Annotated in this window: 13 protein-coding genes; 3 read left to right on the top strand and 10 right to left on the bottom strand. The window is 73.5% G+C overall.

The genetic code is table 11. The features are described from left to right. Positions 1–6: 6 nt before the first annotated feature. Positions 7–573: a TetR family transcriptional regulator gene (locus AB0J12_RS21865; protein ID WP_363265998.1), complete on the bottom strand. Its 567-nt coding sequence runs from the start codon at positions 571–573 to the stop codon at positions 7–9. Positions 574–583: 10 nt separating this feature from the next. Next, positions 584–1,165, bottom strand: coding sequence for a sugar O-acetyltransferase (locus tag AB0J12_RS21860; RefSeq protein WP_363265997.1), 582 nt, complete (start codon positions 1,163–1,165; stop codon positions 584–586). Positions 1,166–1,304: 139 nt separating this feature from the next. Here AB0J12_RS21860 and AB0J12_RS21855 point away from each other — a divergent pair, with 139 nt between their 5' ends. After that, positions 1,305–1,730, top strand: a complete 426-nt coding sequence (locus AB0J12_RS21855; RefSeq protein WP_363265996.1) for a plastocyanin/azurin family copper-binding protein — start codon at positions 1,305–1,307, stop codon at positions 1,728–1,730. A 57-nt stretch (positions 1,731–1,787) separates the two neighbouring features. On the opposite strand, the gene AB0J12_RS21850 is transcribed toward AB0J12_RS21855, so the two are convergent. From AB0J12_RS21850 to lnt, 5 genes are all read right to left on the bottom strand, one after another. After that, complete coding sequence (locus tag AB0J12_RS21850) at positions 1,788–3,149, bottom strand: MFS transporter (protein WP_363265995.1); 1,362 nt, start codon at positions 3,147–3,149, stop codon at positions 1,788–1,790. Between the two features lie 221 nt (positions 3,150–3,370). Next, on the bottom strand, positions 3,371–5,314 hold the full coding sequence (locus AB0J12_RS21845; protein WP_363266145.1) for a GAF domain-containing protein: 1,944 nt from the start codon (positions 5,312–5,314) through the stop codon (positions 3,371–3,373). 441 nt (positions 5,315–5,755) lie between these two features. Further along, positions 5,756–6,556 (bottom strand): 3-hydroxybutyrate dehydrogenase, encoded by an 801-nt coding sequence (locus AB0J12_RS21840; protein ID WP_363265994.1) that lies wholly within the window; start codon positions 6,554–6,556, stop codon positions 5,756–5,758. A gap of 54 nt (positions 6,557–6,610) precedes the next feature. Continuing rightward, positions 6,611–7,090 (bottom strand): NUDIX domain-containing protein, encoded by a 480-nt coding sequence (locus AB0J12_RS21835; RefSeq protein ID WP_363265993.1) that lies wholly within the window; start codon positions 7,088–7,090, stop codon positions 6,611–6,613. Positions 7,091–7,120: 30 nt separating this feature from the next. After that, on the bottom strand, positions 7,121–8,770 hold the full coding sequence (gene lnt / locus AB0J12_RS21830) for an apolipoprotein N-acyltransferase (protein WP_363265992.1): 1,650 nt from the start codon (positions 8,768–8,770) through the stop codon (positions 7,121–7,123). A gap of 397 nt (positions 8,771–9,167) precedes the next feature. Between lnt and AB0J12_RS21825 the strand changes: the two genes are divergently transcribed. Further along, a complete protein-coding gene (locus AB0J12_RS21825; RefSeq protein ID WP_363265991.1) occupies positions 9,168–10,172 on the top strand; it encodes a hypothetical protein in 1,005 nt (334 codons plus the stop codon). 132 nt (positions 10,173–10,304) lie between these two features. Here AB0J12_RS21825 and AB0J12_RS21820 read toward each other — a convergent pair whose 3' ends face one another. Beyond that, positions 10,305–10,859, bottom strand: a complete 555-nt coding sequence (locus AB0J12_RS21820; RefSeq protein WP_363265990.1) for a hypothetical protein — start codon at positions 10,857–10,859, stop codon at positions 10,305–10,307. Positions 10,860–10,980: 121 nt separating this feature from the next. After that, complete coding sequence (locus AB0J12_RS21815) at positions 10,981–11,766, bottom strand: aspartate/glutamate racemase family protein (RefSeq protein ID WP_363265989.1); 786 nt, start codon at positions 11,764–11,766, stop codon at positions 10,981–10,983. Between the two features lie 57 nt (positions 11,767–11,823). On the opposite strand from AB0J12_RS21815, the gene AB0J12_RS21810 reads away from it, so the two are divergent. Further along, positions 11,824–12,999: a glycosyltransferase gene (locus AB0J12_RS21810; RefSeq protein ID WP_363265988.1), complete on the top strand. Its 1,176-nt coding sequence runs from the start codon at positions 11,824–11,826 to the stop codon at positions 12,997–12,999. A 15-nt stretch (positions 13,000–13,014) separates the two neighbouring features. Here AB0J12_RS21810 and AB0J12_RS21805 read toward each other — a convergent pair whose 3' ends face one another. After that, positions 13,015–14,412, bottom strand: a complete 1,398-nt coding sequence (locus AB0J12_RS21805; RefSeq protein WP_363265987.1) for a TerD family protein — start codon at positions 14,410–14,412, stop codon at positions 13,015–13,017. Positions 14,413–14,647 lie beyond the last annotated feature (235 nt).

The raw sequence follows: 14,647 nt of genomic DNA, 5'->3' as shown, positions 1-14,647 counted from the left end.
CGGGCGTCAGGGCCGGGCGCGGCCGCCCGGAGCGGGTGCCGTGATGCGGGAGATCGCCTCGGCGGTCAGGGCACGCCCGTGGGGTTCGACGGCCAGCGCCCGGTGCAGGGTCAGCCCTTCGATGAGGGCGTCGAGTTGGCGGGCGGTGTCCGGGTCGAAGTGCTTCTCCAGGTGGTCGCGGCTGCGCCGCATCCAGGCCTGGGTGAGGGACCTGTAGGCCGGGTCGCGGGCGGCGAGCGTGTACAGCTCCTGGGCGAGCACGAGGTCGCGCCGGCTGCCCTCGGACAGGGCGTGCACCAGGTCGGCGACGGCCTCCCGGGCCTGGTCGCGGTCCGCCGCGGCGCCGAGGCGGTCGTCGAACACCTCGGCCATGCGGTCGGTGAAGCGACCGAAGGCCTCGCGCAGCAGCTGGTCGATGCCCTTGAAGTGGTACGTCATCGACCCCAGCGGAACACCGGCGCGCGCGGCGATCCTGCGGTGGGAGACGTGGGCGATGCCCTCGTCGGCGATGACGTCGAGGGTCGCGTCGAGGATGCGTGCGCGGCGCTGCGGGTCCGTGTGTCCGGTCGCCATGGCGGCGTACTCACAGGCTCCGGACGGGGCGTGCGGGGTTGCCGACGGCGACGGTGTTCGCGGCAACGTCCTTGGTGACGACGGCTCCCGCGCCGATGACGGAGTTGTCCCCGATGGTCACGCCCGGCAGGACGATGGCGCCGCCGCCGAGCCACACGTTGTCGCCGATGGTGATCGGCAGGGCGGCCTCCAGCTTGTCACGGCGGGGCTGCGGCTCCAAGGGGTGGGTGGGGGTGAGCAGTTGGACGTTGGGGCCGATCTGGCAGTCTTCGCCGATGGTGATGGCGGCGACGTCGAGGGCAGTCAGGTTGTAGTTGACGAAGGTGCGGGCGCCGATCGTGATGTTGCTGCCGTAGTCGACGTACAGCGGCGGCCGCACATGCGCGTCGTCACCGAGGATGCCGAGGAGCTGCGCGAGGACCGGCCGGGCGGCGTCGGCGTCCTCGACGTAGGCGGCCTGGTAGCGGGCGGCCAGGCGCACGGCCTGCTGCTGCCGCAGGACGATCTCGGGGTCGTCGGCGATGTACAGGTCGCCCGCGAGCATGCGTTCCAGGTTTGTCCGCGGGTCACCCGCGAAGTGGTCCGGCATCATGCGTACGATCGTACACTCGCGAGTGTACGAACGTACGCTCCCGGCCCGGCTCTCCCCTGAACAGCCCGGCTCTCTCCTGAACAGCCGGGCATTCCGCCACGTATCTCACAAAGGGGTCGACCTTAAGGGGATGAACCACATGGCGATCTCGGCACACACGACCCGCCGGGCAGCCGGCACCGCGGCGGCGGCCTTCACGGCGGCGCTGATCCTGGCGGCCTGCTCCAGCGGGGGCGGCGGCCAGTCGAAGAGCTCGGGCAGTTCGGCCGCGAAGCCCACCGGCTCGGGGACCCGGGTGACCGTCACCGAGACCGAGTACGGGCTGAAGCTGTCCCGGACGTCCTTCACACCCGGCACCTACACCTTCGTCGCCGACAACGCCGGCCATATCACGCACGCCCTGTCCGTCGACGGCCCCGGCGTGGAGGACGCCCGGACCAAGAACATCCAGGGCGGTGAGATGGCCCCGCTGACCGTGACCCTCAAGAAGGGCTCGTACGACCTGTACTGCCCCGTGCCCGGGCACAAGGCACTGGGCATGGACAAGCACATCCAGGTCGGCTGACGCGGCAACGCCCCCTCCGCGGCGGCGGAGGGGGCGTTGTGGGCAGGCAGGCGCCGGTCAGGCGTCCGCGCGCACCGGGGCCGGTGTCTCCGGGACCACGTCGGCGAGGTCCCGGCTGCGGGTCTCCTTGGCACAGGCGATCGCGACGACCGTGAGCAGGGCGGCGGCGATGACGTACAGCGCGATCGGGGTGGAGCTGCCGTAGTCGGACAGCAGTGCGGTGGCGATCAGGGGCGCCGGGGCGCCGGCGGCCACCGACGAGAACTGGGCACCGATCGACGCGCCGGAGTAGCGCATCCGGGTCGCGAACATCTCGGAGAAGAAGGCGGCCTGGGGTGCGTACATGGCGCCGTGCAGGATCAGCCCGACGGTCACGGCCAGCAGCAGACTGCCGAAGCTCTTGCTGTCGATGAGCGCGAAGAACGGGAACATCCACAGCCCGACGCCCACCGCGCCTATGAGGTAGACGGGCCGCCGGCCGATGCGGTCCGACAGCGCGCCCCAGGCGGGGATGACCGCGAAGTGCACGGCCGAGCCGATCAGCACCGCGTTGAGCGCGGTCTGCTTGCTCAGTCCGGCGGAGGTGGTGGCGTACACGAGGATGAAGGCGGTGATGACGTAGTAGCTGATGTTCTCCGCCATCCGCGCGCCCATGGCGACGAGGATGTCCTTCCAGTGGTCGCGCAACACAGCCAGCAGCGGCATCTTCTCGACGGCGCCGGTCGCCGCCGTGCGCTGCTCGGCCGCGGCCAGCGCGGCCTTGAAGACCGGCGACTCGTCGACCGACAGCCGGACCCACAGACCGACCATCACCAGCAGACCCGACAGCAGGAACGGGATCCGCCATCCCCAGCTGCCGAACGCGTCGTCCGACAGCACGGCGGTCAGCAGGGAGAGCACGCCGGTCGCCAGCAACTGCCCTGCGGGCGCCCCGGTCTGCGGCCACGAGGCCCAGAACCCGCGCCGCCGCGCGTCCCCGTGCTCCGACACGAGCAGGACGGCGCCGCCCCACTCGCCGCCCAGCGCGAAGCCCTGGACCAGCCGCAGAACGGTCAGCAGCACGGGCGCCGCGGTGCCGATGGTCGCGTGGGTGGGCAGCAGTCCGATGGCGAAGGTGGCCCCGCCCATCATCAGCAGGCTCAGCACGAGCAGCTTCTTACGGCCGAGCCGGTCGCCGTAGTGTCCGAACACCAGCGCGCCCAGGGGCCGCGCCGCGAACCCGACGGCGTAGGTCAGGAAGGAGAGCAGCGTGCCGACGAGCGGGTCGGAGCCGGGGAAGAACAGCTTGTTGAACACCAGCGCCGCGGCCGACGCGTAGAGGAAGAAGTCGTACCACTCGATGGTGGTCCCGATCAGGCTGGCGGCGACGATGCGCTTGAGGTTTGCCGGGGGCGGGGATGCGGTCGTTCCGGAGGCCATGTGCGCCACTTCCTCGTGTGCGGTGGGGACGGGTACGTGCTGGCACACCGTAGAAACGCGCAGGTCAGGCGGACATGTGGTGGGGCACCATAGTTCTGGGGGTGGTTATGCGTGTTCCCACCATGCTGGCCTCCGCTGCCGGTCTGGCCGGCCGGTTCCTCGATGGTGCGGTGGACCCGGTCGACAACATCTCCCGGACGAGGACGGGCCCCCGCTCCCCCTCAGGCCCCGTCCGCTCCCGCGGACAACCGGTGCAGGCGCAGGGCCAGTTGGATCTCCAGGGTGCGGGTGGGGGCCTGCCAGTCGTTGCCGAGGAGGCGGGCGACGCGGTCCAGGCGTTGCGCGACCGTGTTGACGTGGACGTGCAGTGCGTCCTTGGTGCGGGCCGGGCTCATGCCGCAGGCGAAGTAGGCCTCCAGGGTGTGCAGCAGGTCCGTGCCGCGGCGGGCGTCGTAGTCGACGACCCGTCCGATCGTGCGCTCGACGAATCCGGCGATGTCCCGGTCGCCGGCCAGCAGCAGGCCGAGGAAGCCGAAGTCCTCGGCGGCCGCGCCGTCTCCCGTACGGCCCAGCAGGCGCAGCGCGTCGAGGCAGCGGCGGGCCTCGCCGTAGGCGGCGGTCACGGCCTCGGGGCGGGCGGCCAGGTCGTCGACGGGCGCGGAGGCGCCGACGGTGACCGCTTCGTGGACGGCGGTGCCAAGATGGCGGGCGGTGGAGCGGGCCAGGGCGGTGGCCGTCTCGCCGGGTGGCACCGGAAGCAGCAGGACCGTGCCGCCGTCGCGTGCGGCGGCCAGTCCCTGCCGGGTCGCGGCCAGGTGGGAGGCGGCGGCCCACAGCCGTCGGCGTGCCTCGGCCTCCCGGTCGGCGTCGGCCGCCGGCCCGTCCAGGCGGGCGGCCAGCACGACGTGTGTGGCGTCGAGGTCGGCACGCAGCCGTGCGGCACGCTCGCGCAGCAGGCGCGGGTCGCGGTCGCGGGCGTCGAGCAGATCGTCCAGCAGTTCGCCGCGCACGCGCTGTTCGGCCTCGGCGGCGGAGCGTCTGGCCAGCAGCAGCAGGGAGGTGACCATGGCGGCCCGCTCCAGGGTGCGCTGGTCGACCGGGTCGAGTCCCCGCTGGCCGCGCAGGACGAGCGCCCCGAGCAGTTCACCGCCCGCGGCGACCGCGGCGATCCAGTCGTCCCCGTGCCGTACGGCGTGTCCGTCCGCGCGGGAGGCCTCCAGGGCCCGGGCGGGCGCCGCGTCGGCCTCCACGAACTCGACGGTGCCGGAGAGCACTTGCGAGACTGCGGCGGCCACGTCGTGCACTCCCCCGCCGCGCAGGACGAGTTCGGCGAGCCGGTCGTGCACGTCCGAGGCGCGTTCGATGACGGCACTGCGGTCCCTGATGATCTCGTTGGCCCGCTCCAGGCCGGCCAGGGCCGAACGGGTCTCGGTGAGCAGGTTGGCGGTGTCGATGGCCGCCGCGGCGAGGGCGGCAAAGGACCCGAGCAGGGCGATCTGCTCGCGCTCGAAGACACGGGCCCGGCGGTCGGCGGCGAAGAGGACGCCGATGACGTGCGGGCCGAGCATCAGGGGCACGCCGAGGATGGCGACCAGTCCCTCGTCGCGCACGCCGGTGTCGATCGTCGTGGTGTGCTGGAAGCGCGCGTCCTTGAAGTAGTCGTCGGTGACGTAGGGGCGGGCGGTCTGGGCGACGAGGCCGCCGAGGCCCTCGCCCATGCCCAGGCGCAGCTGCTGGAAGCGGGCCGCGACCGAGCCCTCGGTGACCCGCATGTAGGTGTCGCCGCGCTCGGGGTCGTTGAGGCTGAGGTAGGCGACGTCGGTGCCGAGCAGGGAGCGGGCGCGCTGCACGATCGCCTGGAGGACGGCGTCCAGGTCCCTCAGGCCCGCGAGGTCGTGGGCGGTCTCGAAGAGCGCGGACAGCTCCGCCTCGCGGCGGCGCCGGCCGTCCAGTTCGGCGCGCACCCGCAGCGCGAGCAGCTTGGCGTGCTCCAGCGCGGCGATCCGCTCCGCGGGCCACCCCTCGGCGCGCGCACGCAGCACCGGCTGCTCGTAGGCGTCGGCGGCCGCACCCCGGGCCAAGAGTGAGAGGAAGGGCGCCTCGACGTCGAGTTCCGGGGGCGTCGCATCGGCCCGCTCACCCGCCGGCGCGGGCGCGGCGGCGATCCCGCCCCCGGGGCGCCCGGAGGCGGCGTCACCCTGGCCTCCGTCACGCCGGAGGGCATCCTCAGCGTGCGGGGGCGCGGCGCCGGCCTCACCTCCCGAGAGGCGGAGGCCGTCGCCGACCTCGCCTCCCGGTCGGGGGCCGTCGTCGGCCTGCCGTCCGGGTTGCCGGGGCGGGGTGTCGGTCCGTCCGGGGTGTCGGTCCGACGGGACGTGATCGCGGGACATGGTCACAGGATTCCTCATCGCCCGGCCGTCGCGTCAGGCCTGTGGAAAACCCGACGACGACCAGGTCAGCGCTCGGTCCCCCCGACGACGCCCGGGCCGGCATCGATCCTCCGCCGGCGCCGGGCCGGCACGCGCAATCCCCCGACGACGCCGAGCCCGGCATCCATCCTCCGCCGGCACCCGGGCCAGCACGCGATCCCCCGGGTGACGCCCAGCTCAGTGCGCGGTCCACCCGCCGTCGAGGACGAGCGAGGTGCCGGTGACGAAGGAGGCGTGCGGGCCGCACAGGTACGCCACGGCTTCGGCGACCTCATCCGTCTCGATCAGCCGTTTGACCGCGCTGTCCTGCAGCAGTACCTCGCTCAGCACCCGCTCCTCCGGGATCCCGTGCGCGGCCGCCTGGTCGGCGAGCTGCTGCTCGACCAGTGGGGTGCGCACATACCCGGGGTTGACGCAGTTGGAAGTGACGCCGTGGGCCGCGCCTTCCAGGGCGGCGGTCTTGGACAGCCCCTCCAGGCCGTGCTTGGCGGCGACGTAGGCCGACTTGTAGGCGGACGCCCGCAGCCCGTGGACGGAGGAGATGTTGACGATCCGGCCCCAGCCCTGCCCGTACATGTGCGGCAGCGCGCCCCGGATGAGCCGGAACGGAGCCTCCAGCATCACGGTGAGAACCGTGTGGAAGACGTCGGGCGGGAACTCCTCGATCGGGCGGACGAGCTGGATCCCGGCGTTGTTGACCAGGATGTCGGTACCGGCGGCGGCGTGCTCGGCGGCGTCCAGGTCGGTGAGGTCCAGGACGTGCGGCTCGACGGTGCCGGGCAGACCGGCGGCCGGTTCGGCGAGCGCGGCCAGGCCGGCCGCGTCCCGGTCGACCGCCCGGACCTTGGCCCCGGCGGCGGCCAGCCGCAGCACGCAGGCGCGGCCGATGCCGCCGGCGGCACCGGTGACGAGGGCGGTACGGCCGCCGAGGTCGAGCGAGGGGGCGTGGGGACCCGGGAGCGGGCTGGGCGCGGTCATGGCACGACCCTAGGCGGCGCCCTCGCCCCACCCCATGTGGTCAGCCCACATACTTCACAGCGCGTTGCTGGGGTCGAACCATGTGGGTGCGTCGAACATGGCCTGCTTGATCCGGAAGCGGGCGAACTCGTGCAGCTCCGGCAGGGCGTCCACCTCGAACCAGCCGACCTCCAGCGACTCGTCGTCGTTGACCCGCGCCTCGCCGCCGACGGCCCGGCAGCGGAAGGTGATGTCCATGTACTGGCACATGTCACCGTTGGGGTAGGTGAACGGGTCGAGTGCCTGGACGAGCACCACCCGTTCGGCGACGCAGCGCACGGCGGTCTCCTCGTACACCTCGCGCACCGCGCAGGCCGCGGGCTGCTCCCCCGGGTCCGGGATACCGCCGATCACCGACCACGTGCCGGTGTCGGCACGCCGGCCCAGCAGCACTCTGCCGTCGTCGTCGAACGGGATGGCGGTGACGCCGGGCAGCCACAGCAGCTGGGTTCCGGCCGAGGCCCGGAGCGTGCGGATGAAGTCGGGTGTAGCCATGGGGCCGACCCTAACGGGTCGACTCACCCGTCACCGGCCGGAATCGGGGGACGTACGGCGGGCGTACGGCGACACCTCACCGGCGCGCGTCCCACGCGCACCGGCGCCGATCCCCCAGCCGAGCCCACCGGCCGCGACGAGCACCAGGGCGATCTCGGGCAGCACCCCGAGGTCGGTCGCGGGCGTCGTGGAGGAGCGCAGCGGGACCTTCTGCACCAGCGAGTCGGCGACGAACATGCCGGTCCTCTGGGTGATCCTGCCGTCCGGCATGATGATCGCGCTGACGCCGCTGGTCACCGGGACGGTGACGGTGCGGCTGTGCTCGACGGCCCGCACCCGGGACATGGCGAGCTGCTGGTAGGTCATCTCGCTGCGGTCGAAGGTGGCGTTGTTGCTCGGCACGGAGATCATCTGCGCGCCGTGCGTGACGGTGTCGCGCACCGCCCAGTCGAAGGCGGCCTCGTAGCAGGTGGCGAGTCCGACCTTGGTGCCGTGCAGGGTGAAGACGCCCGGCCTGGTGCCGGGGGTGAAGTCCTGCCGGGCCATCTCGGTCCAGTCGCTGTTGATGGCGCCGACCAGCCATCGCAGGGGCAGGAACTCGCCGAACGGCTGGGTGCGGCGCTTGTCGTACGTCTGCGTCGGCCCCTTGGCGGGGTCCCACAGGATCTGCTCGTTGTACAGCTTGCCGTCCCGCTCGACGACGCCGCCGACGGAGATGGGCACGCCGATGTCCTTGGCGGCCTGGTCGATGACGTAGGCCGCGTCGGCGTGGGCGAACGGGTCGAGGTCGGAGGAGTTCTCCGGCCACAGCACGAAGTCGGGCCTGGGCTGCTTGCCCGCCTTGATCTCGGCCGCGAGCCGCTCGGTCTCGCGCGCGTGGTAGTCGAGCACGGCCCGCCGCTGGGAGTTGAAGTCCAGGCCGAGGCGCGGGACGTTGCCCTGGATGACGGCCACGGTCGCCGTGCCGTCCTCGGCCCGGTCGCTGACCAGGGTGCGCGCGGCCAGCGCCCCGGCGACGGGGACGGCCATGCTCAGCAGGGCCGCCGACGCGGCGCCGCGCCGCAGCACGCGCGTGCGTCGCCCGTCCAGGACGAGCCGTACGGCCTCGTACAGGCCGAAACCGCACAGGACGACCGCGAAGCCGAGGACCGGAGTGCCGCCCACCGCCGCCAGCGGCAGGAACACGCCGTCCGCCTGCCCGAAGGCGATCTTGCCCCAGGGGAAACCACCGAACGGCGCACGGGCGCGTGCCGCCTCGCCCGCGATCCACACCGCCGCGGCCCACACGGGCCAGGCCGGCAACCGCGACACGACGGCGATGCCCGCGCCGACCAGGGCGACGAGCAGGGCCTCCACCGCGCACAGGGCCACCCATGGCAGCGCGCCGACCTCGACGCCGGTCCACACCAGCAGCGGGAGCAGGAAGCCGAGGCCGAAGAGATAGCCGAGGCCGAGCCCCGCCTTCCAGGTGCGGCCGCGCAGCACCCAGCCGAGGCCCGCGAAGGCCGGCAGGGCCAGCCACCACAGGGTGCGGGGCGGGAAGCTGACGTACAGCAGTACTCCGCAGAGCACCGCCGCGACGGCCGGAACGAGGCGTTTCAGGCGGGCACCGCGAGCGGGGGACGCGCTGCTGGGCTCCAGCTCGTCCGCCTGGCCCACGGATGTTGCGGTGACGGTCACTCGGGGAGTGTACGGCGGGTGACCTCGGCGTTGACAGCTCCGGCCGGCCGGTGGGCGGCCGACGGGGGCCGGCCCCGGGCTCGTACCGGCATCCGGGAGGCATCGTTCCCGAGTATCTGCCCTCTCCGCATCTGCCTCCTCTCCGCATCTCCCGCTTCCCTCCCTCCTCATGTGCCCCTCTCCCCGTCTGCTCCTCTGCGTATCCACGTATCTGCGCACAACTCATCCACAAACCGGCCACCAGCCGTTACGGTGTGCCCGGGTCCCGGCGACGCCGCCGGGCGCGGGTCGGGGACGACCGGTACAGGGGGACGGGGTGGGGTCCACGTCGAAAGCTTCATCCGGGGGCGGTCCGGCACCGGACGAGGACAGACGAAACGTTTCTGACGCGGCGGGGATGGTTCTCCTCGGTGCCTGCTCCGCGTGGTCGCTGATCACGGCGGGCGCACACGAGGGGCGTCCCGAGGGCGTCCTGCTCGCGGTGCTGGCCGTGGCGGCGGGGTGTGCCGCCGGGCGGATCTGCGGTGCCCTGCTGCCGGTCGCCGCGCCCGGTGCCGCGGCGGTGGCCGGTCTCGCCCTGGTGGCGACCACGCCGGGCCTGGCGGCGAGCCCGCAGATCAGCGCGCCGCTCGGGCACACGGGCGCGACGTCCGCGGTGCTGACACTGTCCGCGGGCGCCGCGTGCTGCGCCGCCTGGGCGGCCGGTGCGCCGGCCGTTCGGCTGGCGCTGTGGCTGCTGGCGGCCGGGACGGCGGTGACCGCGGCGGCGGTCGGTTCCACCCCGGGCGTGCTCGGCTGTGCGGCCGTGCTGCTCTCCTCGCTGGCCGCCGGCCGGATGCGGCACCGGGGGCTGGGCGTCGCCGGTCTGGCCGTGGCCGCCGCCGGGGTGACCGGCACCGTGTGGGCAATCGCCGCGGGAGCGCTGCCGACGGGACCGGCCGCCGCCCTGGAGGGCCCGCTCACCCGGCACCGGGTGCTGCTGTGGCGGGACGCCCTCGGGCTGGCGGGGGACGACGCGCTGCTGGGGGTCGGCCCCGGCCGGTTCGGGGACGTCAGCCAGGCGGCGGCTCAGGCGCTGCCGCCGGACGGAAAGCCGCACTCGGCGTCGCTGCAGCAGGCGGCCGAGCAGGGCGTGGTCGGGATGGCGCTGCTGGCGGCGGTGTTCGGCTGGGTGCTGTTCGCGTTGTGGCGCTCGCGCAGGTCCACCGCCGTCGTCCTGACCGCGGGCGCGACACTGACCGCACTCGCCGTGATCGCCTCGGTGAGCAACGCGCTCAGCTTCACGGCGGTGTCCGTCGGTGCGGGCCTGGTCGCCGGAGTGGCGACGGCACGTCCCCTGGCGGAGGGCACGGCGCGGACCCCTCCCGCCGTACCCGCGCGGGGCGACCGGCTGGTCCGGTGAGCATCACGGACACCCGGCGACGACAGCAAGGGCACGCGCGTGGAGCCCCGTGCAGCGACAGCCGGACCCACGCGCGCGTGGAGCGCGGTTCGACAAGAGCCCGGCGCCCGATCGGCCCGCCTCAGCGGAGCGTCACGACAGCGTCCCCGGGGACGTCGGCCGCAGCCGGTCGCGGATCATGCGGACCGCGGCCTCCGCGTTGTCCACGGTGATGGTGAACGTGTGCCCGTCCCACAGCCGCAGCACCACGCCCTCGCCCCGGCGCACGACCACGGCCGTGCCCTTCTCCGGTAGCCAGCGGTAGCCCCAGCCGCCCCAGTGACGGGGGGTGACGTGCGGGGCGACCTCGGCGCCGGCGATGAGGTCCAGCGGGATGCGCCGGCGCGGCAGACCGATGTGGCCGCAGCGCACTTCGAGGCATTCCCGGTCGAGCTTGAGGTCGACGTGCACGAAGGCGAGGGTGCCGAAGACGACGAGGAGCCCGGCCGCGATGCAGCCCACGACGGCCATGACGAGCGCGGCGATCCCGGAGGTCCAGGCCGAGTCGACGGCGAGCTCGATGCCGAGGGCCACACAGGCGAGACCCACCAGCGCCAGGAGCCACTGGATGCGATTCGTGGCTCGTCCGTGCCAGACCACGGGCGGCGGGGCGTCGGCGTCGGCGTCGCGGAGGCGGTCGTCCCTCATGCCTTGAGGGTACTCACGTTTCGCTCTGCGGGTACCGGGTCGCACACAGTGACTGCTCCGGCGGAGTGCGCTGTCCCTGTCCCCCTGTCGGCTGTCCGCTTTCCGGTGTCGGACGCTTTGCCTACGACGCCGGGCTGACCTCCGGCAGCAGCCTGCCCTCCGCGTAGGCCAGCGCGGCCTGCGGCAGGGTGCCCTCGCGGCCGCTGAGCAGCACGGTGAGCGTGCCGACGGCCGGCGCCTCGGGCGCCGGGAGCTGCCCCATCCGGCGCAGCGCCTGCGCGGCCACCGCCTCGGCGGAGCCGCGCAGCGCCGGCTTCGGACGGCCGGGCCGCTGGACGGCCGTGCGGATGCGGTCCGCGACGAGTTCGTAGTGGGTGCAGCCCAGGACGACGGTCGTGACGTCTTCCGGAGTGAGGGCCGCCGCCGCGGCGACGGCGGCGTCGATGGCCGTCTCGTCCGCGTGCTCGACGGCCTCGGCCAGACCCCAGCAGGGCACCTCCGCCACCGGGACGCCGTCGGCGAAGTCGCGGATGAGTCCGCGCTGGTAGTCGCTGCCGGTGGTGGCGGGCGTCGCCCAGATCGCGACGTGGCCGCCGCCGGCCGCGGCCGGCTTGATCGCCGGTACCGTGCCGATGACCGGGATCCCGGGCTCCAGGAGGGCCCGCAGCGTGGGCAGGGCGTGCACGGTCGCCGTGTTGCAGCCGACGATGAGGGCGTCGGGCCGGTGGGCCGCCGCGGCCTCGGCGACGGCGACGGCGCGCGCGGTGAGATCCTGCGGGGTGCGCGGCCCCCAGGGCATGCCGTCCGGGTCGAGGGAGAGCACGAGATCGGCGTCGGGGCGCAGGCGCCGCACCGCGGCGGTGGCCGCCAGCAGCCCGATTCCGGAGTCCATGAGCGCGATCTTCACCCGGCCACGATAGACGATGGCCTCCGTCGGGCCGTCGTGGTGGGGCACACTGCGCAGGTGAGCGCCTTCGTGTGGATCGCCGCCGTATCTCTCGCCGCCTGGCTGTGGCTGCTGCTGGCGCAGGGCATGTTCTGGCGCACGGACGTACGTCTGCCGCCGCGCCGGGAGCCACGCGCGTGGCCGTCGGTCTGCGTCGTCGTACCGGCGCGTGACGAGGCGGAGGTGCTGCCGCGCAGTCTGCCGTCGCTGCTGACGCAGGACTATCCGGGGCGCGCGGAGGTCTTCTTGGTGGACGACGGCAGCTCGGACGGCACTGGAGAGCTGGCACGGGAGCTGGCCGAGCGCTGCGGCGGGCTGCCGCTGACCGTCCGCTCACCGGGTGAGCCGCCCGCCGGCTGGACGGGCAAGCTGTGGGCGGTGCGGCACGGGATCGCGCTGGCACGCGCGCGTGAGCCCGAGTACCTGCTGCTGACGGACGCGGACATCGCGCACGGCCCGGACAGCCTGCGCGGTCTGGTCTCCGCCGCGCTGAGCGGGGGCTTCGACGTCGTGTCACAGATGGCGCGACTGCGCGTGGAGAGCCTGTGGGAGCGGCTGGTGGTGCCCGCCTTCGTCTACTTCTTCGCCCAGCTGTATCCGTTCCGTTGGATCGGCCGCCGGGGCGGGCGTACGGCGGCAGCGGCGGGCGGCTGTGTGCTGCTGCGCACCGAGACGGCCGTGCGGGCCCGGATCCCGGACGCCATCCGGCACGCCGTCATCGACGACGTGGCCCTCGCGCGCGCGGTGAAGAAGACCGGCGGGCACATCTGGCTCGGTCTGGCGGAGTCCGTGGACAGCGTGCGCCCCTATCCGCGCCTGCACGATCTGTGGCGGATGGTGTCGCGCAGCGCCTACGCGCAACTGCGGCACAACCCGCTGCTGCTGCTCGGCACGGTCGCCGGGCTCGCCCTGGTCTACCTGGTGCCGCCCGTGGCGCTGATCGCGGGCCTGGCGTCGGGCGACGGTGCGCTCACGCTGCTCGGCGCCGGCGGATGGCTGGTGATGACGGGGACGTACGTGCCGATGCTGCGGTACTACCGGCAGCCGCTGTGGCTCGCTCCGCTGCTGCCGTTCACCGCGTTCCTGTACCTGCTGATGACGGTCGATTCGGCGGTGCAGCACTACCGCGGGCGCGGTGCGGCCTGGAAGGGCCGCACCTACGCGCGCCCGGACACCGTGCCCGACGAGAGCTGACACCCTGCCGGCGTCCTACTTGCGCCCCGGAGTCCAGTTCATGCCCCAGCCGTAGATGCGGTCGACGGTCCGCTGCGGACTCACCCCCCGGTCGGGCACCAGGTAGCGGGCCTCACGCTGGACGACCAGGTCGCCGCCGGTGTTGGTGATCAGGGCGAGCGCGCACACGGGCGAGGGGACGGTGCACTCGTCGAGGAAGAACTCGATCGGTGCGCCGTACTGCGGCTGGAGCGTGACCGTGGCGTGCAGGTCGGCGAAGGAGCGGGCGCCCTCGTAGATGGTGACGAAGACGAGGATGCGCCGGAAGTCCCGGATGTGGTCGAGATTGACGGTGAGGTTCTCACCGCTCTCCACGGCCCCGGTGCGGTCGTCGCCGTCGAGGTGGATGTACGGCGGCCGGCGGAGGTCGCCGAAGGCGTTGCCGAGGGCCTGGACGACGCCCTTGCTGCCGTCGGCGAGTTCGTACAGGGCGCACAGGTCGAGGTCGAGGTCGTTGTGCAGGGCGACGGCCCGGCCGCGCTTGCTGCCCCACCCCGAGAACTGTTTGCGCATCTGCCAGTTGAGGTTGACGCGCAGAGCCCCCGAGGTACCGCCCTGCTTCGCGAGCGAGACGGCGGGCGCCGCCTTGGTCAGCGTCACCTTGCTCAGCCGGACGGGCTGCGCGGGCGCGGCGCCCGCGGGAGGCCCAGGGGGCGGCGGCGTGCCGTAGGCGGGCGGAGCCGGCGGGGTGCCATAGGTGGACGGTGGCGGAGGCGTGCCGTAGGTGGGCGCGGGTGCGGTGTCCGGCGGCGGCATGGTCACCGGGGGTGCCGGGGGCGCGGGCATGGCCGGGGCACCCCAGGGGCTCGGCGGCGGGGGCGCGGGCCGGGCGGCCTGCGGGGCCGGGGTGCGCTGGGGTTCGTCCACCGTGATGCCGAAGTCCGTGGCGAGGCCTTCGAGTCCGCTGCTGTAGCCCTGCCCGACGGCGCGGAACTTCCAGGCGCCCTGGCGGCGGTAGAACTCGCCGAGCACGAAGGCCGTCTCGACGCTCGCGCCCGTGCTGTCGAAGCGCGCGACCAGCTCGCCCCGCGCGGCGTCGCGTACCTCGATGTACAGGCCGGAAACCTGACCGAAGGTGCCGCCGTCGGCGGACGCCGCGAGGACGACCCGCTCGATCGCGCCCTCCACGCGTGCGAGGTCGACCAGGAGCGTATCGGTCACCCGGTCGCCTGCCTGCCGCTTGCCCTCGTGACGGACGGCGCCGGAGGCATGGGCGGGCTGGTTGTAGAAGACGAAGTCGCCGTCGGAGCGCACCTTCGCGCCGGCCAGGAGCAGTGCGGAGGCGTCCGCGTCGGGCACGCCGGGGCCGGGACGCCAGCCCAGTTCCACGCGCAGCGCCGTCGTCGGCACCGGCGTGTTCGATCCCTTGGCCATTGGCATGTCCGCCCCCATCACCTGTCACCGCTCCGCGCCGCTCACCGGCGACCACGGTGCGTCATCCAATCGTCGTATTCCGGCCGCTGCCACGGCACCTCAGGGTCGCACCCCGGGCCGTCCGGCACAGCCGCCAACCGCCGGTAACCCCTTGGGAACTCGCGCTTTACAGGAAAATCGCCATCGCTGATGCCCCTTTTCCCCGTGTTCGCTCGGATTGGGGATCCATGGTCAC

It is taken from the genome of Streptomyces sp. NPDC049915 (genome assembly GCF_040656475.1).
Taxonomy (GTDB): domain Bacteria; phylum Actinomycetota; class Actinomycetes; order Streptomycetales; family Streptomycetaceae; genus Streptomyces.
The sequence above is the reverse complement of the archived record's forward strand: the minus strand, read 5'-3'. Positions and strand labels throughout refer to the sequence as shown.